General features: G+C 63.5%; 23 protein-coding genes and 1 riboswitch. Of the genes, 13 read left to right on the plus strand and 10 right to left on the minus strand.

Annotation, left to right across the window (positions count from 1 at the left end):
• Positions 1 to 2535, minus strand: a complete 2535-nt coding sequence (hrpB, locus tag ACQ4LH_RS11570; protein ID WP_430697298.1) for an ATP-dependent helicase HrpB — start codon at positions 2533 to 2535, stop codon at positions 1 to 3.
• Positions 2536 to 2701: 166 nt separating this feature from the next.
• Between hrpB and ACQ4LH_RS11575 the strand changes: the two genes are divergently transcribed.
• From ACQ4LH_RS11575 to ACQ4LH_RS11595, 5 genes are all read left to right on the plus strand, one after another.
• Positions 2702 to 3121: a polyribonucleotide nucleotidyltransferase gene (locus ACQ4LH_RS11575; RefSeq protein WP_339413838.1), complete on the plus strand. Its 420-nt coding sequence runs from the start codon at positions 2702 to 2704 to the stop codon at positions 3119 to 3121.
• Positions 3122 to 3248: 127 nt separating this feature from the next.
• Positions 3249 to 4115 carry a cation diffusion facilitator family transporter gene (locus tag ACQ4LH_RS11580; protein WP_430697432.1) on the plus strand — a complete coding sequence of 289 codons (867 nt, stop codon included), beginning with the start codon at positions 3249 to 3251 and terminating at the stop codon, positions 4113 to 4115.
• A 333-nt stretch (positions 4116 to 4448) separates the two neighbouring features.
• Positions 4449 to 4928 carry an Lrp/AsnC family transcriptional regulator gene (locus ACQ4LH_RS11585; protein ID WP_090381951.1) on the plus strand — a complete coding sequence of 160 codons (480 nt, stop codon included), beginning with the start codon at positions 4449 to 4451 and terminating at the stop codon, positions 4926 to 4928.
• 139 nt (positions 4929 to 5067) lie between these two features.
• Positions 5068 to 5286: a DUF2788 domain-containing protein gene (locus ACQ4LH_RS11590; protein WP_304866600.1), complete on the plus strand. Its 219-nt coding sequence runs from the start codon at positions 5068 to 5070 to the stop codon at positions 5284 to 5286.
• 105 nt (positions 5287 to 5391) lie between these two features.
• A complete protein-coding gene (locus ACQ4LH_RS11595; RefSeq protein WP_430697299.1) occupies positions 5392 to 5784 on the plus strand; it encodes a globin in 393 nt (130 codons plus the stop codon).
• On the opposite strand, the gene ACQ4LH_RS11600 is transcribed toward ACQ4LH_RS11595, so the two are convergent.
• Positions 5785 to 6354, minus strand: coding sequence for a pseudouridine synthase (locus ACQ4LH_RS11600; protein WP_430697433.1), 570 nt, complete (start codon positions 6352 to 6354; stop codon positions 5785 to 5787).
• A gap of 204 nt (positions 6355 to 6558) precedes the next feature.
• On the opposite strand from ACQ4LH_RS11600, the gene ahr reads away from it, so the two are divergent.
• Together ahr and ACQ4LH_RS11610 are read left to right on the plus strand one after the other, a co-directional pair.
• Positions 6559 to 7593, plus strand: coding sequence for an NADPH-dependent aldehyde reductase Ahr (ahr, locus tag ACQ4LH_RS11605; protein ID WP_430697300.1), 1035 nt, complete (start codon positions 6559 to 6561; stop codon positions 7591 to 7593).
• Positions 7594 to 7651: 58 nt separating this feature from the next.
• Positions 7652 to 8092, plus strand: a complete 441-nt coding sequence (locus ACQ4LH_RS11610; protein WP_430697301.1) for a GNAT family N-acetyltransferase — start codon at positions 7652 to 7654, stop codon at positions 8090 to 8092.
• 4 nt (positions 8093 to 8096) lie between these two features.
• Here ACQ4LH_RS11610 and amn read toward each other — a convergent pair whose 3' ends face one another.
• A complete protein-coding gene (gene amn / locus ACQ4LH_RS11615) occupies positions 8097 to 9569 on the minus strand; it encodes an AMP nucleosidase (RefSeq protein WP_430697302.1) in 1473 nt (490 codons plus the stop codon).
• A gap of 83 nt (positions 9570 to 9652) precedes the next feature.
• Positions 9653 to 9979, minus strand: coding sequence for a DUF3703 domain-containing protein (locus tag ACQ4LH_RS11620; protein WP_430697303.1), 327 nt, complete (start codon positions 9977 to 9979; stop codon positions 9653 to 9655).
• Between the two features lie 107 nt (positions 9980 to 10086).
• Here ACQ4LH_RS11620 and ACQ4LH_RS11625 point away from each other — a divergent pair, with 107 nt between their 5' ends.
• Positions 10087 to 10830 (plus strand): hypothetical protein, encoded by a 744-nt coding sequence (locus tag ACQ4LH_RS11625; protein WP_430697304.1) that lies wholly within the window; start codon positions 10087 to 10089, stop codon positions 10828 to 10830.
• A 4-nt stretch (positions 10831 to 10834) separates the two neighbouring features.
• Here the strand turns inward: ACQ4LH_RS11625 and ACQ4LH_RS11630 are convergent, their stop codons facing one another.
• The 5 genes from ACQ4LH_RS11630 to ACQ4LH_RS11650 form a co-directional block, all read right to left on the minus strand.
• Positions 10835 to 11515 (minus strand): energy-coupling factor ABC transporter permease, encoded by a 681-nt coding sequence (locus ACQ4LH_RS11630; protein ID WP_430697305.1) that lies wholly within the window; start codon positions 11513 to 11515, stop codon positions 10835 to 10837.
• Positions 11516 to 11570: 55 nt separating this feature from the next.
• Positions 11571 to 11778: riboswitch (cobalamin riboswitch) on the minus strand.
• 32 nt (positions 11779 to 11810) lie between these two features.
• Positions 11811 to 12266, minus strand: coding sequence for a PaaI family thioesterase (locus tag ACQ4LH_RS11635; protein WP_430697306.1), 456 nt, complete (start codon positions 12264 to 12266; stop codon positions 11811 to 11813).
• 10 nt (positions 12267 to 12276) lie between these two features.
• Positions 12277 to 13929: an acyl-CoA dehydrogenase family protein gene (locus tag ACQ4LH_RS11640; protein ID WP_430697307.1), complete on the minus strand. Its 1653-nt coding sequence runs from the start codon at positions 13927 to 13929 to the stop codon at positions 12277 to 12279.
• Complete coding sequence (locus tag ACQ4LH_RS11645; RefSeq protein WP_430697308.1) at positions 13926 to 14579, minus strand: TetR/AcrR family transcriptional regulator; 654 nt, start codon at positions 14577 to 14579, stop codon at positions 13926 to 13928. The genes ACQ4LH_RS11640 and ACQ4LH_RS11645 overlap by 4 nt, the downstream gene beginning before the upstream one ends.
• A 188-nt stretch (positions 14580 to 14767) precedes the next feature.
• Positions 14768 to 17149, minus strand: a complete 2382-nt coding sequence (locus ACQ4LH_RS11650; RefSeq protein WP_430697309.1) for a 7TM diverse intracellular signaling domain-containing protein — start codon at positions 17147 to 17149, stop codon at positions 14768 to 14770.
• Between the two features lie 246 nt (positions 17150 to 17395).
• Here ACQ4LH_RS11650 and ACQ4LH_RS11655 point away from each other — a divergent pair, with 246 nt between their 5' ends.
• The 5 genes from ACQ4LH_RS11655 to ACQ4LH_RS11675 all read left to right on the plus strand — a co-directional run bounded on the left by ACQ4LH_RS11655 (position 17396) and on the right by ACQ4LH_RS11675 (position 21487).
• Complete coding sequence (locus tag ACQ4LH_RS11655) at positions 17396 to 18190, plus strand: hydroxymethylpyrimidine/phosphomethylpyrimidine kinase (protein WP_430697310.1); 795 nt, start codon at positions 17396 to 17398, stop codon at positions 18188 to 18190.
• Positions 18191 to 18217: 27 nt separating this feature from the next.
• A complete protein-coding gene (gene thiE, locus ACQ4LH_RS11660) occupies positions 18218 to 18844 on the plus strand; it encodes a thiamine phosphate synthase (RefSeq protein ID WP_430697311.1) in 627 nt (208 codons plus the stop codon).
• 53 nt (positions 18845 to 18897) lie between these two features.
• Complete coding sequence (gene hemL / locus ACQ4LH_RS11665; protein ID WP_430697312.1) at positions 18898 to 20187, plus strand: glutamate-1-semialdehyde 2,1-aminomutase; 1290 nt, start codon at positions 18898 to 18900, stop codon at positions 20185 to 20187.
• A complete protein-coding gene (locus ACQ4LH_RS11670) occupies positions 20187 to 20843 on the plus strand; it encodes a DUF6962 family protein (protein WP_430697313.1) in 657 nt (218 codons plus the stop codon). Before hemL ends, ACQ4LH_RS11670 begins: the two co-directional genes overlap by 1 nt.
• A gap of 92 nt (positions 20844 to 20935) precedes the next feature.
• The gene (locus ACQ4LH_RS11675; RefSeq protein WP_430697314.1) at positions 20936 to 21487 is read left to right on the plus strand and encodes a tetratricopeptide repeat protein; all 552 of its coding nucleotides are present in this window, start codon (positions 20936 to 20938) and stop codon (positions 21485 to 21487) included.
• A gap of 132 nt (positions 21488 to 21619) precedes the next feature.
• Here the strand turns inward: ACQ4LH_RS11675 and ACQ4LH_RS11680 are convergent, their stop codons facing one another.
• Positions 21620 to 21943, minus strand: coding sequence for a DUF1820 family protein (locus tag ACQ4LH_RS11680; protein ID WP_090249225.1), 324 nt, complete (start codon positions 21941 to 21943; stop codon positions 21620 to 21622).
• Between the last annotated feature and the right edge of the window lie 107 nt (positions 21944 to 22050).

Consider the following 22050-nt stretch of genomic DNA (forward strand, 5'->3'; position numbering starts at 1 on the left):
CTACTTGCGCGGCTTGGCCCGCGCCGTCGGTTCGGCGATCAGCGGATCATCCGGCCAATAATGCTTCGGGTACCTGCCCTTGAGGTCTTTCTTCACTTCGGCATAGGTACTGCGCCAGAAGTTGGCCAGGTCCTGGGTCACCTGCACCGGCCGCCGCGCTGGCGACAGCAGGTGCAGCTTGACCACCTGGCGACCGCCGGCGATGCGCGGCGTATCGGCTAAGCCGAATAACTCCTGCAGACGCACCGCCAACACCGGCGGCTGCTCGCTGTAATCCAGACTGATGCGCGAACCAGACGGCACCTGCACGCCGCGTGGCGCCAACTCATCCAGACGCTGCGGCAGCGGCCAGGGCAGCAGATTCAGCAGCAGGCTGGGCAAATCCAGGTTGGCGAAATGGCTAAGCCGGGTGACGTTATCCAGATAGGGTTGCAGCCAACTCTCCAGCGTCGCCAGCAGGGCAGCATCACTGACATCTGGCCATTCGCTGGCGTCCTTGCTGGCCAAGTCCAGCGTGCGCAGCAACGCCACCCGCGCCTGCCATTGGCGCAGCTCCGGCGTCCAGGGCAACAGCGCCAGGCCCTTGCGCCGCACCAGGCCGAGCATGGCGCGGCTGCGTTGCTGTGCATCGAGCCCGGTCAACGCCTCGCGTGACAGCACCAGCTCACCGACCTTGCGCTGGCGTTCGGCGCGCAGGGCGCCTTCGCGTTCATCCCAATCCAGCACGTCCAGGGTGCTGACCTGCTCAGCCAGCACCCCCTCGAATAGCTTTGGTTCCAGCTCAGCGGCCAGGTAGATACGCTCTTCACGCTGCCCCTGACGACTGCCCAGGTCCGCCACCACCAGCCAGCTGTGTTTCATCAGGCCATCGACTTCGGCAAATAGCGCCGCCCGGCCGTTGGCCAAACGGTATTCCGCGCCCCCGGCGCGGCGCTGCTGAGCGATGCGATCCGGGTAAGCGAAGGCCAACAACGCGCCCAGCCAGCGCGGATGCTCGGGATCGCTGACTGCCTGAGGGCTGGGCTTGCGCTTGAGGTACCCCTGAAACTGCCTAGCCAATTGCCGAGCGCGCTGCACGCCGCCTTGGGCACCACGGGCGGCCCGCGACTCGCCGGCCAGAAGCGCCAGGCGACTGTGCAGATCGGCGCCCGCGCCGCGCAGAATGTCGCGCTCGCCAAGCAAGGCGGCCAGATCGCAAGCCAGCGGACCAAGGCCCAACTCCTGACCACGCAGCAGCAGATGGGCGATACGTGGATGAGTCGGCAGCTCGGCCATGGCCTGGCCGTGACTGGTCAGCACGCCCTGAGCATCCACCGCGCCCAATCGCGCCAGCAGCTCCAAAGCCTGGGCATAGGCAGCCGCCGGTGGCGGATCGAGCCAGACCAGTTCGGCCGGCTGTACACCCCAGCGCACCAGTTGCAGGGCCAGGCCGGCGAGGTCGGCCTGGAGCATTTCCGCCGTGCCGTAGGCCGCCAATTGCTCATGCTGCGCCTGCGACCACAGGCGATAGCAGACGCCCGGCTGCAAGCGCCCGGCCCGCCCGCTGCGCTGGGTGGCGGAGGCGCGGGAAATGCGCTGGGTGTCCAGGCGGGTCATGCCGCTGTTCGGGTCAAAACGCGGCACTCGCGCCAGGCCGGCATCGATTACCACGCGCACACCGTCGATGGTCAGGCTGGTTTCGGCGATATTGGTCGCCAGCACCACTTTGCGCAGGCCCGGCGGTGCGGCTTCGATGGCGGCGCGCTGGGCGCTGAGGTCCAGCTCGCCATGCAGCGGACAGAGCAGCACATCGCGACGTCCGGCCAGGGACTCGGCCAGCTGTTCATTGACCCGGCGAATCTCCGCCTGCCCCGGCAGAAACACCAGCAGGCTGCCCGGCTCATCGGCCAGCGCCTGCAATACGCACTGCAGCACCTTCGGCTCCAGCCACTCGCCCGTCTGCCAGGGCGCGCCCCAGCGGATATCCACCGGGAACATCCGCCCTTCGCTGCGCAGCACCGGCGCATCACCCAGCAAACCCGCCAACCGCTCGCCTTCCAGGGTCGCCGACATCAGCAACACCTTCAGCGGCAGTTCGCCAGAGTCCGCACCGCGAAACATCGCCCGGCCATTCAGGCACAGCGCCAGCGCCAGGTCCGCATCAAGACTGCGCTCGTGAAATTCGTCAAAGATGACTAGACCGACACCCTCCAGCGCCGGATCATCCTGCAGCCGCCGCGCCAGAATACCTTCAGTGACCACCTCGATACGGGTACGCGGGCCGACCTTGCTGTCCAGGCGAATGCGATAGCCAACGGTTTCCCCCACCGTTTCACCCAACTCGCTGGCCAGGCGCTCGGCCGCCGCCCGCGCCGCCAACCGCCGAGGCTCGAGCATGATGATGGTCTGCCCGGCCAGCCAAGGCTGGGTCAACAGCGCCAGTGGCACACGGGTGGTCTTGCCGGCACCGGGCGGCGCTTCCAGCACCGCCTCATCACGCAGGGCAAGGGCCTGACACAGCTCAGGCAGCAGCACATCGATTGGCAGGGAATTCATGCGGGCTCCATTCAAGGCGCAGGATTATAACGGCGAACCTGTGGAGCATTGGCGCTGTCTGACTGTTAGGTATGACTGCGCGAAATAACGCTGGCAGCGCCTGACGCAGCGGCATTGCAATACAGGCATTGGTATAGTTGCGCCACTTTTTCCATGGAGATGTTCAATGCGCACCCAAACCCGCGTTATCGGTGGCCTTATCGTCGCCGCGCTGCTCACTCAACTGACCGCCTGCGGCACCCTGTTCTTCCCGGATCGCCGCGGCCAGATCGAAGGCCGCATCGACCCCATGGTGGCCGGGCTCAACGCAATCGGCATCCTCTTCTATGTGATTCCGGGGCTGATCGCCTTTGGTATCGACTTCGCCACTGGTGCGATTTACCTGCCCGGCGGCCTGACCTCGCAGGTTGACCCGCAAGACCTGCAGAATGTGGTGGATGCTGACGGCAAGATCGACCCGCTCAAGCTCAAGGCGCTGATCGAAGTGCAGACGGGCCACAGCCTGCCACTGGATGACCCACGCCTGATCCAGCACAGCGGCAGTGCCGAGCAACTGGCGGCCTACGGTCTGCGCCCCGCAGCCTAAGCAAGGCATCAACAAGCCCGAACCAAAAGCCCGTTTTCCGACGGGCTTTTGTTATTTAGCGCTAGCCTTGGCAGAACTCGCCCATTCTGGATAGCCCGTGAACATACAGCCGCAACATGCCCGCCTGATGCGCCTGGCGACCTTCGCTGCGCTGGCGGCTGCGCTCACTCTGGCACTGGCCAAAGCCATTGCCTGGTGGCTCAGCGGCTCGGTCAGCCTGTTGGCGGGGCTGACTGACTCGCTGCTCGATGGCGCCGCCTCGCTGCTCAACCTAATCGCTGTGCACTACGCCCTGCGCCCGGCGGATGAGGATCACCGCTACGGTCACGGCAAGGCCGAAGCCCTGGCTGGGCTGGGCCAGGCGCTGTTTATCGGCGCCAGCGCGCTGCTGGTGGGCAGTCACGCCATCGACCGCCTGCTCAACCCGGAACCGATTGGCGCACCGGCCTTGGGCATCGCGGTGATGCTGCTGTCGCTGGCGGTGACCATCGCCCTGCTGCTGTTCCAGGGCCATGTGGTCAAGCTGACCGGCTCCACGGCGATTCGCGCCGACTCGCTGCACTATCGCTCGGACCTGCTGCTCAACAGCAGCATCCTCCTGGCACTGCTGCTGGCCAGTTACGGCTGGCCGCAACTGGACGCCATCTTCGGCATCGGCATTGCCCTGTATATTTTCTGGAGCGCCATCAGCATCGTCCGTGAAGCGGCCACCGTGTTGATGGACCAGGAACTCGACCCGCAGATCAGCGCGCAGATGCACAGCCTGGCCTGCGCAGTACCCGGCGTGCTGGGCGTGCATGATCTGCGCACGCGCCTCTCCGGCACCCATTGGTTCGTCCAGCTGCATGTGGAGCTGCCAGGCGAGTTGAGCCTGCAGCATGCCCACGGCCTGTGCGATCAGGTTGAAGCGGCGATACGCAGCGAATTCCCCCGCGCCGAGGTACTGGTGCATGCCGACCCGAGCAGCGTGGTAAAGCACGCGGCGGTCTCATAAGGGCAACTGACAGGCGACAAAAAAGGGGAAGGCCTGCAGGCCTTCCCCTTTTTTGCGTGTCCGTCATTGTGGCGATGGTAACGCCTTTTCTTCGCCTGCCTGGTTGGGCAGAGCGGACCCGGGTGCCGTGACGATCCGGTGGGATCGGCGGCGACCGCTCGCCTGATTGGGCGAGGCGGCTGGACGTGTCGTCCGGGCCTTGAAGTTGAGGTAAAGCTTACGCCCGCCGGCGCAGTGAAAGATTGCTAACATTGCTGAAATACCCATCACTTGCGCAATTTATCGCTACAAGCACATGATTCTGCACAACCAATCAACGAAAGCATGGCAAAGATGAACAGACTTGATCGTTACGACCTGAATATCCTCGCCGAATTGCAGCGCGACGCCACCCTATCCAATCAGGAGCTGGCCGAACGTATCGGCCTGTCGCCCTCGCCCTGTTCGCGGCGAGTCAAACAGCTGGAAGATGATGGCTATATCCTCGGCCAGGTCGCCCTGCTCGACCGCAAACAGCTCGGCCTGACGCTGACCGCCTACGTGTTGATCGGCATGGACAAGCACACCCCTGAGCGTTTCGAGCATTTTCAGGAAGAAATCCGCAAATGCCCGCAAGTGCTCGAATGCTGCCTGGTCACAGGGATGGACGCGGACTACCAACTCAAGGTGGTGGTGCCGGACATGGATCACTACCAGAAACTGCTGCTGGGCACCCTGACCCGTATCGAGGGGGTTTCCAGCGTGCGTTCCAGCTTTGTGCTGCAGCAGATCCTCTCCAGCACCCAACTGCCGCTGCAGCACCTGCGCGGCTGATCGCCGCACCCTCGTCATGCGCGGCTGCCAGGGCCGCCCCCGGCGCGTATAATCGCGCCCCTCTGGCGAGCGTCACCGCGCCCGCCTACGCATCGATTTTCGGCACCCAGCCGAGCACCTGCAGGTTCACGAGGCCCGAATGGAAACCGAACAGTTCGAATCGCTGATGATGTACGCGCTGGTCGGCGGGCTGATGGTGTTTATGTTCTTCATCATCTGGGACCTGGCGAAAACCTCCAAAGCCGGCCGCCTGGGTACGGCGATCCTGTTCCTCGGCCTGGGCCTGTGCCTGTTTGCCTTCCTGGCCAAGCCGATCATCACCTACATCATCGAAGCGAGTCGCGGCATCCACGGCTAGAAAGCTACCGCGCGCCGACTACTGCGCGTCCAGCCGCATCCAACCGCATCCAACCGCATCCAACCGCGCTAGAATGCGGCTTTCCGCCGTTTCCCAGGAGTATTCATGTCCCCCACCGACCGGGTGATGCAGAGCTATGGCCGCTGCTGCGCCAGCCCTGATTTCTTCGACAATTTCTACCAGCACTTCCTCGCCAGCTCACCCGAGGTGCGCGAGAAGTTCGCCAATACCGAGATGAACGGGCAAAAGCTGCTGCTGCGTCAGGGCATTCTCAACCTGGTGATGCATGCGCGCGGCATGCCCGACACCAAGCTGCGCGCCCTGGGCTGCAGCCACTCCCGCGCCGCCATGGACATTCGCCCAGAGCTGTATGTGCTGTGGCAGCAAGCGTTGCTGCAGACCATCGGCGAGCATGATCAGCAGTACTGCAGCGAAACCCGTAGCGCCTGGAATGAGGTGCTGGATAAAGGCATCGCGGTTATCAAAGCCGGTTACTGATCAATCCAGCCGGGCCGGCACTTCGCGCCACTGCCCAGGCTGCAAGCCGTCCAGGCTGAACGGGCCGATACGCACCCGCACCAAGCGCAGCGTCGGCAGGCCAACGGCAGCGGTCATACGGCGCACCTGACGGTTGCGCCCCTCGCGAATTACCAGCTCCAGCCAGGCCGTCGGAATGCTTTTGCGAAAGCGTACCGGCGGGTTGCGTTCCCACAGTTCAGGCGCTTCCAGTAGACGCGCCTCGGCCGGCAAGGTCGGGCCGTCATTCAACTGCACGCCGTCACGCAACTGCTGCAGCTGCGCCTCGCTCGGCTCGCCCTCCACCTGCACCCAATAGGTTTTCGCCAACTTGTGTTTGGGATCGGCGATGCGCGCCTGCAGGCCGCCATCGTTGGTCAGCAGCAGCAGGCCTTCGCTGTCGCGGTCCAGACGCCCGGCCGGATATACGCCGGGCACGCTGACAAAGTCCTTGAGGGTGGCGCGGCCCTGCTCGTCGTTGAACTGGGTCAGCACGTCGAAGGGCTTGTTCAGAACCAGCAAACGCGGCTCGGCGGGTGGCGCCTTGGCCACGCGGCGCACCGCAGGTTTGCCGCTGTGCGGACGGGAGGACGCAGGACGGGGTGGGCGCGACATAGGTGATCCAGCAACAGGTTACGAGGCGGCCAGTGTAACCGAGGCCAAGGTTGGACTATCAGGCTGAGTGATCCGCACAGCCTTGGCCGGTGTAGCGGGCTATGCTGGCAAAGTTGTGTTTCCCGTCCCGAGGCCATTGTTATGAGTTCGTCCGAATCCATCGTCGATACCTTTACCGGCTGGGCCGCCAAAGCCCCCGGCGCGCCCCTCGAACCGCACAGTTATGACCCCGGCCCGCTGGGCGCCGAAGAAGTCGAAGTGGCGGTGGAATACTGCGGCATCTGCCACTCCGACCAGTCAATGATCGACAACGAGTGGGGCAACGCGCGCTACCCCTTTATCCCCGGTCATGAAGTGGTCGGCACCGTGGTGCGCCTCGGCCCGCAGGCACGTGGCCTGAAACTCGGCCAGCGCGTGGGCATCGGCTGGTACAAGGGCAGCTGCATGCATTGCAGCTCGTGCATGGAAGGCTCGCATCAACTATGCGGCACGGTAAAACCCACGATTGTTGGCAGCAACGGTGGTTTCGCCGACCGCCTGCGCAGCCACTGGGCCTGGGCCGTGCCGCTGCCAGACGGCCTCGATCCAGCACTGGTCGGCCCACTGTTCTGCGCCGGCTCCACGGTGTTTAGCCCGTTGCTGGATTTCAACGTGAAACCCACTGACAAAGTCGGCGTGGTCGGCATCGGCGGCCTTGGTCACCTGGCGCTGGGCTTCCTCAATGCCTGGGGCTGCGAAGTCACCGCCTTCACCTCATCGCTGAGCAAACAGGAAGAAGCCAAACGCCTGGGCGCGCACAAGGTGGTGGCCTCCACCGACAGCGCGGCGCTGAAAGCGATTGCCGGCAGCCTGGATTTCCTGCTGGTTACCGCCAGCGCCGACCTCGACTGGAACGCGATGATCGGCACCCTGCGCGGCAAGGGCCGTCTGCACTTTGTTGGGATCGTGCCGAGCGCGATTCCGGTGCATGTATTCAACCTGATCCCGAAACAGAAGAGCCTGTCCGGCTCGCCCGTTGGTTCGCCGGCGAATATGGCGACCATGCTCGAGTTCTGTGCGCGTCATCAGATCCTGCCGCAGGTCGAGCACTTCCCCATGAGCAAGGTCAACGAGGCCATCGACCACCTGCGTGCCGGTAAAGCGCGCTACCGCGTGGTGCTGGACGCCAGCAAGTGACAGCGGGGGCAAATCAGTCGCATGATTTGCCCCTTTTTTACCGCCTCATGAGCCACAGATGTCACACCAGATTGAAACACCCCGAACCGCCGACCTCCCGTGCCTGCTGGAGGTTTGGGAGGCGGCAGTACGCGCCACCCATGACTTTCTCGAAGAACACGACATTCAGCTGCTCAAACCCTTACTGATCGAGCAGTACTTCCCCCAGGTTCAGCTCAGTTGCATCCGTGGCCCGGATGGCAATATCACCGGCTTTCTCGGCTATGCCGAGGGCAAGGTAGAAATGCTCTTCGTTGACCCAGAGGATCACGGCACGGGTATTGGTCGAGCACTACTCAGCGATGCGGTGGCACGCCTCGGCGCAACCCAAGTCGACGTCAATGAACAGAACCCCAAGGCGCTGGGTTTTTACCTGAGCCAAGGCTTCGCAGTCGAAGGCCGCTCACCGCTGGATGGCGGCGGGCGGCCTTTCCCGATTCTGCACCTGCGCCTCGCTTGATGCGTTAGCGGAACGGCGGTTCGTCAAAGCTGCGCAGCTTGCGCGAATGCAGCGAGTTGAGCTGGTTGCGCAGCAGATCCAGCGCGGTGATGCCGATATGCAGGTGCTGGGTGACTGCGCGCTCGTAGAACGCACCTGCAGCGCCGGGCAGTTTGATCTCGCTATGCAGCGGCTTATCCGAGACGCACAGCAGCGTGCCGTAGGGCACCCGCAGGCGGTAGCCTTGGGCGGCGATGGTGCCGCTTTCCATATCCACCGCCACGGCGCGCGACAGGTTGATCAGTGGTCGTTCCTGGGCCCAGCGCAGTTCCCAGTTGCGGTCGTCATAGGTCAGCACGGTGCCGGTACGCAGGCGCTTTTTCAGCTCGTCGCCCTGCTCGCCAGTGACCAGCTTGGCGGCCTCCTGCAATGCCTGCTGCACTTCTGCCAGGGCCGGCAGCGGGATATGCGGCGGCAGCACGCGATCGAGAATGCCGTCGCGGCGCATATAGGCGTGGGCCAGCACGTAGTCGCCGATGGTCTGCGACTGACGCAAGCCGCCGCAGTGGCCAATCATCAGCCAGCAGTGCGGGCGCAGCACCGCCAAGTGGTCGGTGATGTTCTTCGCGTTGGACGGGCCGACGCCGATATTCACCAGGGTAATGCCATGGCCGTCCTCGGCCTGCAGATGGTAGGCCGGCATCTGGTAACGGTGCCAGATGACGTTCTCGATAATCGCCTGCATCTCGCCTTCGGCCATGCCGCGCTCGATCACCACGTTGCCCGGCAGCACCATACGGCTGAAGCGCGACTCACCGACCAGCATGTCCAGGCCATGGCGAATAAATTGGTCGACGTAGCGGTGGTAATTGGTCAGCAGAATCCACGGCTGCACATGGCGCCAGTCGCTGCCGGTGTAATGCACCAGACGGCGCAGGGAGAAATCCACCCGCGCCGCATCGAACAGCGCCAGCGGCAGCGGGTCGGTGTTTTCCCAGTCATACAGGCCATCGGCGGTGCCATCGGTAGCGGCGGACAGATCGGTGCTAGGGAACACCCGCGCCAGCTCGGCGGCGGTCACCCCGGAACCGGCCAGCTCATCGCCCTGCTCGACCACGTACGGATAAGGAATGTTCTGCTGGCTGATGCCCACTTCCACGCGCACGGTGAAGTCGCTCATCAGCGGGCGCAGCTGCTCCAGTAGGTATTTGCGGAAAGCTGCGGGGTGGGTGACGGTGACGCTGTAAGTACCCGGCACCTGCACCTTGGCATAGGCGCGCACGGTGGTCGGCACTTCGCCCTGGCACAGGTAGATCAGGCGCAGCTCCGGGTAGCGAAAACGCGACTGCTCCTCAGCATCCGGCTTGATGCGCTCCTTGAGATAGCGCTTGAGCGCCTGGCTCAAGCCCGTGGTCGCCTGCAGGTGCAAGGCGGCCAGACGATCCACCGCTTCCTCAGCGGTGTTGGCGACAATAAAGTCATCGGAACAAGGGTTCACAAAGCACCTTCCTGGCTGATCTCAATGGCTCTATCTTGCCCTGATCCGCCGCATTTGCGATAGCGCGACGTTGCCCGCGCAGGCTACTTGAGCAGCGTTTGCAAATCCTCGGGCACAGCCTGCGGGGTCAGCGGACCGACGCGTCGCGTACCCGGATTACCCAAGGGAAACAGCCCCAGCAGCGAGCCCAGGCTGCCGGGGATGCGCAGCAGTTGCGCCAGGCCCTCGGCCCAATCACGCTGACGCCAGGCCCAGGCGAGCATCCATAAATGGCTGCGCAGGTGTTCGCCGAAATAACGCTGGCCGAGAATATGCGCCCGTTCCAGGTGGCGCAGTTCGGCAGCGGGATCAATACCGCGCTGTGCGCGGGCCAGTTGGTATTCCTGCCAGAAAGCTTGTTCGCGGGTCATGGAAACACTCCAATTTAAGCTGCGCCGTCAGTCTGCAAGTGCGGGGCGGCCCCCAGGTCAAGCATCCGTTGCTAATCTTCTGTCAGCTCATCTTCTAAGGAAAACTCATGCCGCGCGCCCTGCTCACACTTGTGCTCTGTCTGTTACCCAGCTTTCTGCTGGCCGATAGCCTGGATGGCCATTACCTGACCACGCTGGACGGCCAGCCAGCCGAAATGCACCTGCGCAGCCAGGGCCAGCAAGTCACGGGGGAATATGTAGAGGGCGCGACGCTGCGCCTGCAGATCAGCGGCAACTTTGACGGCCAACTGCTCAGTGCGCAGATCAGCGAACCGAAGTCCGGGCAAGTGATTGCCAATATGAATGCCACCTACGGCAATGGCGTGCTCAACACCCATATCGCCGCACGCAACCCGACGACCGGGGCCACCCTGGAGCGCAAGGCGCTGTTCCACCGGCAGAACCTTAATGCTGCAACGGCAGTGCCAAGCAGTAGTCCAAGCAGCAGCGCCACACGCGATCCGGCGCTGATCGGCACCTGGGTGCACGAGAAGATCATCAACAGCGGCGGCGCCAATTTCGCCTCCATGACCACCCAGATGATCCTGCAACTGCAGGGCGACGGCAGCGTCTCGCAGTGGACGCGCAGCGTCGCAGGCGGTGCCGACTGGAACTACGACAGCCCTGGCGAGCTGCAGTACAGCGGTCGCTGGCAGAGTAACAACGGATTGCTGGAAGTGCAGATGCAGGGCCGCAATGACTATCAGCCCGCCGCCTACTATCGCTTCAGTGACCAGTACCTGGTCACTGAGAGCAATACCGGCAAGCTGATCTGGCAGCGTCGCCAGTGATCAATCAGGCCGGCTGGTGCAGACGCGAGTTGAACAGCGGCCCACGGCTATAAGCGGACAGCGCCTTGGCAGCGGCCAGCACACCCAGATCAACCAGTGGCTCGATCAGAATCACGCTCATATACGCCAGACCAAAACTGCCCACGGCCATCAGGTTCTCGCCGGAGAAACCGTTGCCGTAAAACGCCCAGAAGCCGACCCAGGCGACGATACCGCCCTGATAAGCAGTCGACAGCGCCAGCGCCTGCTTGTAGGAGAGATCAACATAAGCGGTACCCGGCGCGATAATGCGCTTGGCCAGCAGGCTGATACCCCACAGAGGTAACAGCAGCGTGGTGACGTTCATGCCGTACTGCGGCAGGTCGAACTGAGCGAACAGCAGCCCCTGCAGCAGTAGACCGAGCGCCAGACCAACAGCCGTGGCGCCCGCGCCGAACAGCAGCAGCAGGGTCGAACCGAGGATCAGGTGAACCTCGGAAACCCCGACCGCATGATGCGGAAAGACCTCGAAGAAGCAGAACACCAAGGCAGTGGTCAGCAGGCTACGCAGAGCCAGGGCGGCGGCGCCACCGTTGCTGCGTACGCTGTCGAGGGCAAGCTTGGCCGTAAGGCCAAAAGCGCCTGCGGCGGTTGCATAACTGAGGAAGAGTTTGGCGCCAGTGACGACTTCTGGTTCGATGTGCATAGAGATTCCTGTACCGCGCCCACCGCGCGATGATCTGGATTGAGGGGTTGGGCATAAGCGCCCGGCTTCGATGGCAGGTCTCCTGGCTCACGGTTTGACACTTCGCCCGCCTTCCCGACCTTGTGGCCAGTGGCATGTGGGCGTCATTCACCGTTTACAGTTGCGGGGGCAGCCATGGCTTCGGCACCGGTTGTGGTGCTTTCCATGTTCCCTTTTCATCCAGTCGCATCACACGAGCTGGAACCATCGGCGGCCACCTTACCCGGCGGCCGAGAGAAATGACAGAGCCCGGCGTTTACCGCGCAGGTAAACCAACGGACTGAGTAGCGCCTGACGCCGTATGACGCAAGCTGGTGAAGACGGCGCTGGCGTTGGCGCACAGCTGCCCCTGAGCATCATGCAGAGTGGCTTGCGCAGATACCTGTCGACCCTCGCGCTGCAGCACTCGTGCTTCGGTGCGCAGCGGCAAAGCCGCAAGACCAATCGGGCGCAGGTAATTTACCTGCAGGCTGGCGGTCACATAGACCTCTTCGGCGCTGGCCTGCGAATACACCGCCACCCCCAGTGCCGCATCGAACAGCGTGGCGGTGTAGCCACCGTGCACTCCGCCGAGCGGATTGAAGTGCACGCCCGGCGGCTGACTGCTGAAGCTCGCCACTCCGGCTGCCGCCTGCAGCTGAGAGATACCGTAGTCCGTACCGATATCACCGGCCAGCCAGGCCTGTAACTGCTGAAAAAGACTCGCGTGCATGCTCGGCGCCTTAGATCAAATGCGGCGTGCTGCGCGCCACCAGCGCGTCAACATCCTGCCCGCGCGGCAAGGTGCCGTACACCCGTCCGCCCTGCCCGCCCAGACGGCTGGCGATAAAGGCATCCGACACCGCCGCATTGCCGGCTTCCAACAGCAGCTTGGCTTGCAGCGCCAGGGCCACATCCTCTGTCAGCTGACGGGCGCGGTACTGGATATCGGCGGTGTCGCGAAAGTCCGCCTGCAGCTTGGCGATATGCGCCTTGAGCCGTGCATCGCCATGGCCATCGCCGAGCTCATGGAACAACGCATCGAGCACGCCCGGTTCCTTGGACAGGGCGCGCAGCACGTCCAGGCACTGCACGTTGCCCGAGCCTTCCCAGGTGGAGTTAACCGGTGCTTCGCGGTACAGACGCGGCAGGATGGTGTCCTCGACATACCCGGCGCCGCCCATGCATTCGGCGGCCTCGTTGATCATGGCCGGCGCGCGCTTGCAGATCCAGTACTTGCCTACGGCGGTGACCAGACGGGCGAACTTGTCTTCCTGCTCGTCGTGCGGATTGTCCAGCGCCTTGCCCATGCGCATGGTCAGCGCCAGCGCCGCTTCGCTTTCCAGGGCCAGGTCGGCCAGCACGTTCTGCATCAGCGGCTGTTCGCTCAGTACACGACCGCCAACCTGGCGATGGGCGCAGTGGTGCGCGGCCTGGGTCAGGGCCTGACGCATCAGGGCGCTGGAGCCGATCATGCAGTCGAAGCGGGTCAGCGCGACCATCTCGATAATCGTCGGCACGCCACGGCCTTCTTCGCCAACCATCCAGGCCAGGGCGCCGCGAAACTCCACTTCACTGGAGGCGTTCGACCAGTTACCCAGCTTGTTTTTCAGGCGCTGGATATACAACTCGTTGCGCGTACCGTCCGGACGGTGGCGCGGCAGCAGAAAGCAGGTCAGGCCCTTGGAGGTGTACGCCAGGGTCAGGAAGGCATCGCACATCGGCGCCGAGCAGAACCATTTGTGGCCGACCAGCTCATAGGCCTGACCGGGGCCGCCGAGGCCAACCGGATAAGCCCGCGTGGTGTTGGCGCGCACATCGGTGCCGCCCTGCTTTTCGGTCATGGCCATGCCGATGGTCGCACCGGTTTTCTGCTCGATCGGCAGGTTGCGCGGGTCGTACTGGGTGGAGAGGATCTTCGGCAGCCACTTCTCGGCCACATCGGCCTGCAGCTTGAGCGCGGGCACGCTGGCGAAGGTCATGGTCAACGGGCAGCCGCTGCCGGCTTCGGCCTGGCTGTGCAGGTAGCTCATGGCGGCGCGCGCCACCTGAGCGCCGGCACGCGGGTCGGTCCAGGGCATGGACGGCAGGCCATGCTCGATGGCCGCACTCATCAGCTGGTGATAGGCCGGGTGAAACTCCACCAGATCGGCGCGATGGCCATAGCGGTCGTGGCTTTTGAACACCGGCTTGTTCTCATTGGCGAGAAAGCCTGCGGCCATCAACTCGCCGCCCGCCAGGCCGCCATACACATCCAGGCGCTGCTCGGCCCAGCCACCGCCGAAGCGTTTGCTCCACTCCTGCAGTGGCAGGTCAACACGGTACAGGTTGGCACCGTCCAGCGGCGGCACCTGGTTGAACACTTCATGGGTTTCGGCGTGTTGGCTGGCATTCATGGCTGAGGCTCCTCTTCGGGCAATGGGGCGCCCACGGCGCGTAGACAAAAGGTGACCAGGGCCTGGCTGACTTCAGCCAGGCTGGGGGCGGGATAACCGGCTTCGCGGGCCGCACGCGCTGGCGGCGACAAGGGTCCGACCAAGGCTTCGGCAATGGCGCCGACCAAGCAGGCGGCGACCAGATTGATCTGCTGTACGCGAAACACGCCCAACGCGGTGCCTTCCTGCAGCAATTCGACGAACAGATCGGCATAGGCTTCGCGGTAGAGCAGACGCTGCTCGTCGACCTCTGCGTCGACCGGCTCGGCGATCAGCGCGAAGGCCAAGCGACGGCTGTCCCAGGCCCGCGCGGCAAAGCGCTCAAGCCCTGCGGCCAGACGCTGTACCGGACTGCCGAGGCCGCGCACGGTGGCAGCCAATGCATCCACCTCACGCTGGCTGGCCACGGCAAACACCTCGGCCGCCAGGCTGCCCTTGCTGCTGAAATGACGGTACAGGCTACCGGTGGCAATGCCGACATCCTCGGCCAGCGCCTGCATGGTCAACGCCGCAAAGCCGCCCTCGGCAACTCGCGCCAGTGCGGCGCTGATGATGCGCTCACGCAGCGCCTGGTCGCGGTCGATACGCAGTGCAGTGGTGCGATAAGCCATGGTCTGAATCCTGATTCACTATTGCTCAAGTGAATCAGGATTCAGACCATGGCTAAAGGGCGATTCCGGGCACAACAGCGGGCATATTGGCCAGCTGCTGGCGTATACAACTCAATAACGAATTTACGATCTTGCGAGCTTGAGCCTGCCTTTAACGCAGTAGGGCCGACGCGCAGCAGATCGTAAGATCAGGACTCGCGGCAGAGCACCCAGTCGTGCAATAGATTACGCAGCTGCTCGAACTTCACCGGCTTGGCCAGGTAGTCGCTCATACCGGCGGCCAGGCAGCGCTCGCGGTCTCCGCTGTGGCTGTGGGCGGTGATCGCCAGCACCGGCAGCAGCTGACAGCCGGGCAGGTTGCGCAGCGCCCGGCAGGTGGCGAAACCGTCCATCACCGGCATCTGGCAATCCAGCAGCACCGCGTCGATGGTTTCGTTGCGCAGCACTTCAAGGGCTTCGGCGCCGTTATCGGCGGTGCGCACCTGATACCCGAGTTTGAGCAGCATGCCGCGGGTTACCAACTGGTTGATCGCGTTGTCCTCGACGATCAATACCGTGCACTGCTCAGGCGCGCGCAGCGCCGGGCCGGTGGCGCGCAGCACAACGGCGGCTGGGGAGGTCATCTGCACCGGCAAGGCCAGCGGCAGTTCCAGGCGGAAACAGCTGCCCTGCCCCGGATGGGATTCATGGCTGAGGTCGCCGCCGAGCAGGTCGACCAGTTGCCGACAGATCGCCAGGCCAATGCCCAAGCCGCCGTACTCGCGGGTCATGGAACCGTCCAGCTGCTGGAAGCGCTGATACAGCTTGCCGTCGGCCGGTATCGCGAAACCCACGCCGCTGTCGATCACCTCAATGCGCAGCGGCAGAATATCGCTGGCCGTGCCGCCACGGCTGACTCGCACCCGCACTTCGCCATGCAGGGTGAACTTGATGGCGTTATCCAGCAGGCAATTGAGGCTCTGCACCAGCTTGTTGGCGTCGCCTTCGAGGGTGTCCGGCAGGCTGTCGTCCAGTTCCAGAATAAAGCGCAGACCCTTTTCTTCGGCGCGCGGCGCGTACTGCGCACGCAAACCGTCGAACAGGCCGCGCAGGCTGAACGGCTCACGACGCGGGTACAAACGACCAGCCTGCAACTCGGTGAGGGCGAGAATGTCATTGACCATGCGCATCATGTCGCGGGCGGAACTGGCGGCAGTGCGCTGGTAATGCGCCAGCTCGCCATCGATCTCAAGCATCTGCATCAGTTCCAGTGAACCAATCACCCCGTTCATCGGCGTGCGCAGCTCGTGGGTGACGGTGGCGAGGAATTCATCCTTGAGGCGGTTGCTGTTGGCCAGTTCCTGGTTGAAGGCTTCGAGCTTGAGCCCGGCCTCCTGGAGGATGCGCGTGCGCTCTTCCTTCATTGCGTTGATGCGGTCGGCCAGGGCCAGCGAGAGCAGGCCCACTTCCAGCGCCGAGCCAATCTGGCTGGCGTACATGGTGAGGAACATGTTCGGCAGGTAGCCCAGCACCATCAGGGTGTTGATCATTCCGCCGGCGAGAAAGGCAGTCCAGGCGATGATGAAATAACGCGCCACGCGCATGCCGCGCATCCAGGCGAGGATGCCAGCACTGAAGATCACCACGGTAAAGCCCAGCGCCAGGTAGGTGGCCAAGCGCAGCGACAGTGCGTAGCTGGCCGTCAGCGCCAGGGTCATCACCAACACGCCCGAGGCCATCATCAGCAACAGGGCGCGGTCGACCCAGGGGCTGTGCTCGGCGGTATGCAGAAAGCTGCGGGCGAACTGACAACCAAACAACGCCGCCGCGCCAATCAGGAAGGGCGTGGCGGCGTTCGCCCACCAGGGGCTGTTGGGCCAGAAATACTCGATGGCGGCGCCGTTGACCGACAGCTGATAGAAGCCGAAGGAGGCGATATAGAGGATGTAATACAGGTAGCTGGTGTCGCGCACGCTGAGGAAGATAAACAGGTTGTAGATCAGCATCACCAGCAGCACGCCGTAGATGATTCCTAGCACATAGATGCGTGCCGGCTGTTCTTCCAGATAGGCATTCGGCGCCCAGAGGGTCAGCGGCGCCTGAATCGAGCCCTGACTTTCCAGGCGCAAATAAACGCTTTGCTGCTGCGCCGGTGGCAATTGCAGCTCGAATACATAGTTGTGCTGTTTGATCTCGCGGCTGGAGAACGGCAAGGCATCACCGGTGTGCTGGCGCAACTGATAACGCCCTTGCCCATCGGGCAGATACAGCTGCACATCGTCGAGCGGCGGATAGGCCAGCTCCAGCAACCAGGGCTGTGCGCCTGTCGCTTGCTGCGGGCGGTATTCCAGATCCAGACGAAGCCAGAACACCGAGCGCGAATAGCCGGCGTTCAGTACACCCTTGTCGTGCTGACGGAAACTGGCCTGCAGGGCCGGCGAGGTGATGTCCTCGATGCTGGCATCGCCGCGTACATCCTCAAATACCGACATGGCCTTGCCGAGCGGCAGGCTGCGGGTGTTTTCGTCAAAAACCAATGCCCCGGCCAACCCTGGCACCAGCATGAAGAAACAGAGAAGGATGTAGTGCATGCAACTCAGCCAGAGTAAGCCAACAGCGCCACGGTGCGCCGCGGGAAGCGGTGTATTTGGATGCTGGCACTCTAGCATAGGCCTTTGCGCCAGAGCCCCAGGAAAAACCTGAACTGTCTGGAGTTTTTTGCCCTTCGCAGACTGATGCAGCTGCTCTATGCCGGCATGCGACAGATCGTCCGCTTGGCTGGCTTTCCTGCCGCGGCGGGGTCTGCAAGCCGTGGTTTGGTGGTAAGCTCGCGCACCATGAAAACGCCTACCTCTCGCCCCGTAGTGCTGTGCCTGTCCGGTCATGACCCCAGTGGTGGTGCCGGCCTGCAAGCCGATATCGAAGCCCTGCTCGCCCAAGGCTGTCACGCCGCTCCAACCGTGACCGCGTTGACCGTGCAGGACACCGTCAATGTGTCCGACTTCCGCGTACTCGACCGCGACTGGGTATTGGCCCAGGCCAATGCGGTGATCAATGACCTGCCGATCGAAGCCGTAAAGCTCGGCATGCTCGGCTCGGTGGAGATGGTCGAAACCGTGCTGGAGATCATGCAGCGCCTGCCGGGTATCCCGCTGGTCTGCGACCCGGTGCTGCGTGCCGGCGGCGGTGGCGCGCTGGGCAAGGATGAAGTCGGCTACGCCATGCGCGAGCGCCTGTTCGCCGTCTCGACCATCGCCACGCCGAATCTGCCGGAAGCCCGTATCCTCGCCGAACTGCCGGATGGCAGCGCCGATGAATGCGCCGAGAAGCTGCTGCCCTATATCCAGCACCTGCTGATCACCGGTGGTCATGGCGATGAGCACGAAGTGCACAACCGCCTCTATAGCCGCGACGGCAGCCGCCACACCTTTACCTGCCAGCGCCTGCCCGGCAGCTACCACGGTTCCGGCTGCACCCTGGCCAGCACCCTGGCCGGGCGCCTGGCACTGGGCCAGGAACTGGTCAGCGCCGTGCAATTTGCCCTCGACTACACCTGGCGCACCCTGCGCGATGCCGAACAACCTGGCCACGGCCAGTTTATTCCACGCCGCCTGCCGCTAGATGCTTATTAATAGAAAGCCGCTGATGGAGCGTTTGCGATGAAACTGCGTGGCCTGTATGCCATCACCGACAGCGAATTGCTCAAGGGCAAGCTGCTGCCCTACGTCGAAGCTGCGCTCAAGGGCGGCGCGACGCTGCTGCAGTACCGCGACAAATCCACCGATGACGCCCGCCGCCTGCGCGAAGCCGAGGCCCTGCGCGAGCTGTGCAACCGCTATGGTGCCGCGCTGATAATCAATGACGACGCCGAGTTGGCCGCCCGCCTGGGTGTAGGCCTGCATCTGGGCCAAGGCGATGGTTCGTTGTCCGCCGCCCGCGCCCTGCTCGGGCGCCAGGCGATTATCGGCGGCACCTGCCACGCCCAGCTCGAGCTGGCCGAGGCCGCCGCCAAGGAAGGCGCCAGCTATGTCGCCTTCGGCCGTTTTTTCAATTCCACGACTAAACCTGGAGCACCGGCGGCTGATGTAGAGCTACTGACGGCGGCAAAAGCCAAGGTCAACCTGCCGATTGTTGCCATCGGCGGCGTGACTCTGGATAACGCACCCGAGCTGATTGCCCACGGCGCCAGCATGGTCGCGGTGGTACACGGCCTGTTCGGCGCCGACTCGGCTGCCGAAGTCGAGCGCCGCGCCCGCGCCTTTGGCGCCCTGTTTACCCAGAATTAATCCTTGTCAGGGGCAGCCCGGCTCGCCCCAACTCCCCTTTGAGAGGCCCTGCCATGTCCCGCTCCGAAACCCTCTTCGCCAACGCGCAAAAGCACATCCCCGGTGGCGTCAACTCGCCGGTGCGCGCCTTCAAAAGCGTCGGCGGCACTCCACTGTTCTTCAAGCACGCCGAAGGTGCCTACGTCACCGATGAAGACGACAAGCGCTACGTGGATTACGTCGGCTCCTGGGGCCCGATGATCCTCGGCCACAGCCACCCGGAAGTCCTCGACGCAGTACGCAACCAGCTGCAGCACGGCCTGTCCTACGGCGCACCGACCGCCATGGAAACCGAGATGGCGGACCTGGTGTGCAGCCTGGTGCCGTCGATGGAAATGGTGCGCATGGTCAGCTCCGGCACCGAAGCAACCATGAGCGCCATTCGGCTGGCCCGTGGCTACACCGGCCGCGACAACATCATCAAGTTCGAAGGCTGCTACCACGGGCATTCCGACAGCCTGCTGGTGAAAGCCGGCTCCGGCCTGCTGACCCAGGGTGTACCGAGCTCCGCCGGTGTGCCGGCGGACTTCGCCAAACACACCCTGACCTTGCCATTCAACGACCTGGCCGCGGTTGAGCAGATGCTCAGCGAAGTCGGCTCGAGCGTCGCCTGCATCATTGTCGAGCCGGTGGCCGGCAATATGAACTGCGTGCCGCCTGCGCCGGGATACCTGCAGGGCCTGCGCGAGCAGTGCGACAAACACGGCGTGGTGCTGATTTTCGACGAGGTGATGACCGGTTTCCGGGTCGCCCTCGGTGGTGCCCAGGCGTATTACGGCGTAACCCCGGACCTGACCACCTTCGGCAAGATCATCGGCGGCGGTATGCCAGTCGGCTGCTTCGGCGGCAAGCGCGAAATCATGCATTGCATCGCCCCGCTCGGCCCGGTCTACCAGGCCGGCACCCTGTCGGGTAACCCGCTGGCCATGGCCGCCGGCCTGGCTACTTTGCGCCTGATCAAACGCCCGGGCTTCCACGCTGAGCTGACCGACTACACCAGCCGCATGCTGCAAGGCTTGCAAGACCGCGCCGATGCGGCCGGCATCCCCTTCGTCACCACCCAGGCGGGCGGCATGTTCGGTCTGTATTTCAGCGGCGCCGACGACATCGTCACCTTTGACGATGTGATGGCCAGCGATGTCGAACGCTTCAAGCGCTTCTTCCACCTGATGCTGGACGGTGGTGTGTACCTGGCACCAAGCGCCTTCGAAGCCGGCTTCACCTCGATCGCCCATGGCGATGCCGAGCTGAAAATCACCTTGGACGCCGCCGAGCGCGCTTTTGCCGAGCTGAAGAAAGCCTGATGCAGTACAGCACTGCCTTTAGCGACGCGATCCTGGCACTGGCCTGCTTGGCCTGCGCAATCGCCATCGGTAAAGCCCGCAAGCACTATGGCGAGGCCGATCAGCCAGCGCTGTTCTGCGCCTTGCTGGGGTTTCTCCTGCCGGCTGCAGCGGCAGCCGTGGGGGTTATTCGCTTTGGCATCGACCCCAGCGCGCAGGCCGCGCACCTGTGGCTAAGCCAGGCCAGCAGCTTTCTCGGCCTGCCGCTGCTCGGCGCCGCCGCGCTGGCACTGGGCCGCGGCTGGCAATGGAGCCGCGCCAACTGGGGGCGCATCCTGCTGGGGCTGTGCGCGTTCTTCGAGTTGTTCCGGCAGATGAACCAGCTGGAGGATTACCGCCTGCTGCTCAACCTGGCGACCCTGCTGCTGATCGTCTACGCCGGCGCCGTGCAATGGCCCAAACGCGCGCCCCTGGCTGCGGCGATTGCGGTGGTCGGGCTGTTTCTGCTGGCCGGCCTGGCCGTGGGCACCGAGGGTTTTATCGGCTCGTTACGCCGAGTTGACCTGTTCCACGCCCTGCTGACACCGACTTATCCGCTGCTGGCCTGGCTGCTGCTAAGCCTGCCTGGTAATGCAAAACTTGGCCGCACAGAAGAAAACCCGGTAAAGACTTTGTAAGAACGCCGCTGCTTATTTCATAATGTGACGGCCGCCGCGTTCCGGCGGCCGGGCACATCGCTCGCTTTGCATCCCGAGGTAAACGGATTTTCATGAAACGCACCGGCCGCACCCTGTCCCTGGGCTGCCTGTTGCTCCTGCTGCCACTGCTCGCCTCGGCGAGCGGCAACTCCTTGCTGATCCCCGCGCTTGGCAGCTGCTCACTCAACACCGCCCCCGAAGAACTGCCCGCCGCCCTTGAGGCCTGTGAGCAGGCTGCGCTCAATGGCGACCTGCAAGCGGAGTTCGAGCTGGGCGAGTTCTATTACGATGGCAAGCGCGTCGAACGTGATCTCAGCCAGGCGCTGAAATGGTTCGAACAGGCCTCGCTGCAAGGCCACGCGCAATCGCAGTACCGCCTGGGCATGATGTTCTTCCGGGGCGAAGGCGTGCCGGCAAACGCCGTGCAGGCCTATATCGTGCTGAAAATGGCGGCGGTGAATGGCTCGGACGAAGCCATGGACAGCGCCGACCTGATTGCCGCGCAGATGCCCCGCGATGAGCTGGAAATCGCCAGTCAGGTGCTCGGGCAGATATTCCGCAACTACCTGCTGGAGTTGCAGAACGCCGACACCCTCACCTCGCCCTTCGCCCCGCTGCCGTAGTCAAACCGTTTTGGCGTGAAGCGTAGCGAGCGAAGAGCAGGCAAGGCAAAAACTGGCGAGGCAGCGGAGTTTACTGGTGTAAATGAGCATGCCGAGCCAGTTTTTAACGCCGCATGGTCGAGCGCAGTAGCTTCACTTATCCGGCATGGGCATAGGGAACGGCATCACATTACCGCCACCCTTGGCTTCGCTGATCTTCGGCGTACCCAGGCGCTCGACTTCGTCGATGCGGATGATCGCGTGCATGGGGATAAAGCTGCGCACCACACCGTCAAACTGCGCCTTGAGCTTTTCCTCGCTGGGGTCGACGACCACCTGGGTGCGTTCGCCGAAGACGAACTCCTCCACTTCCAGAAAGCCCCACAGATCGCTTTGAAAGATCTGCTTGGCGTACATCTCGTACACCTGACCCTGGTTGAGGAAAATCACCTTGTAGATGGGTTCGCGCTTGCTCATGGCTATGCAGTTCGTACCGATGGGTTAATTGAAAGGGCGCGGATCATAGCATAGCCGCCTAGCAGCCAACGCTAGGAACCCTGGCACTAGCTCCCTATAATGCGCGG

Source organism: Pseudomonas peli (assembly GCF_050563605.1).
Lineage (GTDB): Bacteria > Pseudomonadota > Gammaproteobacteria > Pseudomonadales > Pseudomonadaceae > Aquipseudomonas > Aquipseudomonas peli_A.

What these genes read in the sequence shown, in the direction of transcription:
- ACQ4LH_RS11670 (WP_430697313.1), top strand. Translation starts at nt 20,187, where the DNA reads ATGCAGTACAGCACTGCCTTTAGCGACGCGATCCTGGCACTGGCCTGC.
- ACQ4LH_RS11640 (WP_430697307.1), bottom strand. Translation starts at nt 13,929, where the DNA reads ATGAATGCCAGCCAACACGCCGAAACCCATGAAGTGTTCAACCAGGTG.
- ACQ4LH_RS11610 (WP_430697301.1), top strand. Translation starts at nt 7,652, where the DNA reads ATGTCACACCAGATTGAAACACCCCGAACCGCCGACCTCCCGTGCCTG.
- ACQ4LH_RS11650 (WP_430697309.1), bottom strand. Translation starts at nt 17,149, where the DNA reads ATGCACTACATCCTTCTCTGTTTCTTCATGCTGGTGCCAGGGTTGGCC.
- ACQ4LH_RS11595 (WP_430697299.1), top strand. Translation starts at nt 5,392, where the DNA reads ATGTCCCCCACCGACCGGGTGATGCAGAGCTATGGCCGCTGCTGCGCC.
- ACQ4LH_RS11675 (WP_430697314.1), top strand. Translation starts at nt 20,936, where the DNA reads ATGAAACGCACCGGCCGCACCCTGTCCCTGGGCTGCCTGTTGCTCCTG.
- ACQ4LH_RS11625 (WP_430697304.1), top strand. Translation starts at nt 10,087, where the DNA reads ATGCCGCGCGCCCTGCTCACACTTGTGCTCTGTCTGTTACCCAGCTTT.
- ACQ4LH_RS11575 (WP_339413838.1), top strand. Translation starts at nt 2,702, where the DNA reads ATGCGCACCCAAACCCGCGTTATCGGTGGCCTTATCGTCGCCGCGCTG.
- ACQ4LH_RS11580 (WP_430697432.1), top strand. Translation starts at nt 3,249, where the DNA reads ATGCGCCTGGCGACCTTCGCTGCGCTGGCGGCTGCGCTCACTCTGGCA.
- thiE (WP_430697311.1), top strand. Translation starts at nt 18,218, where the DNA reads ATGAAACTGCGTGGCCTGTATGCCATCACCGACAGCGAATTGCTCAAG.
- ACQ4LH_RS11585 (WP_090381951.1), top strand. Translation starts at nt 4,449, where the DNA reads ATGAACAGACTTGATCGTTACGACCTGAATATCCTCGCCGAATTGCAG.
- ACQ4LH_RS11680 (WP_090249225.1), bottom strand. Translation starts at nt 21,943, where the DNA reads ATGAGCAAGCGCGAACCCATCTACAAGGTGATTTTCCTCAACCAGGGT.
- ACQ4LH_RS11655 (WP_430697310.1), top strand. Translation starts at nt 17,396, where the DNA reads ATGAAAACGCCTACCTCTCGCCCCGTAGTGCTGTGCCTGTCCGGTCAT.
- ahr (WP_430697300.1), top strand. Translation starts at nt 6,559, where the DNA reads ATGAGTTCGTCCGAATCCATCGTCGATACCTTTACCGGCTGGGCCGCC.
- ACQ4LH_RS11590 (WP_304866600.1), top strand. Translation starts at nt 5,068, where the DNA reads ATGGAAACCGAACAGTTCGAATCGCTGATGATGTACGCGCTGGTCGGC.
- ACQ4LH_RS11630 (WP_430697305.1), bottom strand. Translation starts at nt 11,515, where the DNA reads ATGCACATCGAACCAGAAGTCGTCACTGGCGCCAAACTCTTCCTCAGT.
- ACQ4LH_RS11635 (WP_430697306.1), bottom strand. Translation starts at nt 12,266, where the DNA reads ATGCACGCGAGTCTTTTTCAGCAGTTACAGGCCTGGCTGGCCGGTGAT.
- hemL (WP_430697312.1), top strand. Translation starts at nt 18,898, where the DNA reads ATGTCCCGCTCCGAAACCCTCTTCGCCAACGCGCAAAAGCACATCCCC.
- ACQ4LH_RS11620 (WP_430697303.1), bottom strand. Translation starts at nt 9,979, where the DNA reads ATGACCCGCGAACAAGCTTTCTGGCAGGAATACCAACTGGCCCGCGCA.
- ACQ4LH_RS11645 (WP_430697308.1), bottom strand. Translation starts at nt 14,579, where the DNA reads ATGGCTTATCGCACCACTGCACTGCGTATCGACCGCGACCAGGCGCTG.
- hrpB (WP_430697298.1), bottom strand. Translation starts at nt 2,535, where the DNA reads ATGAATTCCCTGCCAATCGATGTGCTGCTGCCTGAGCTGTGTCAGGCC.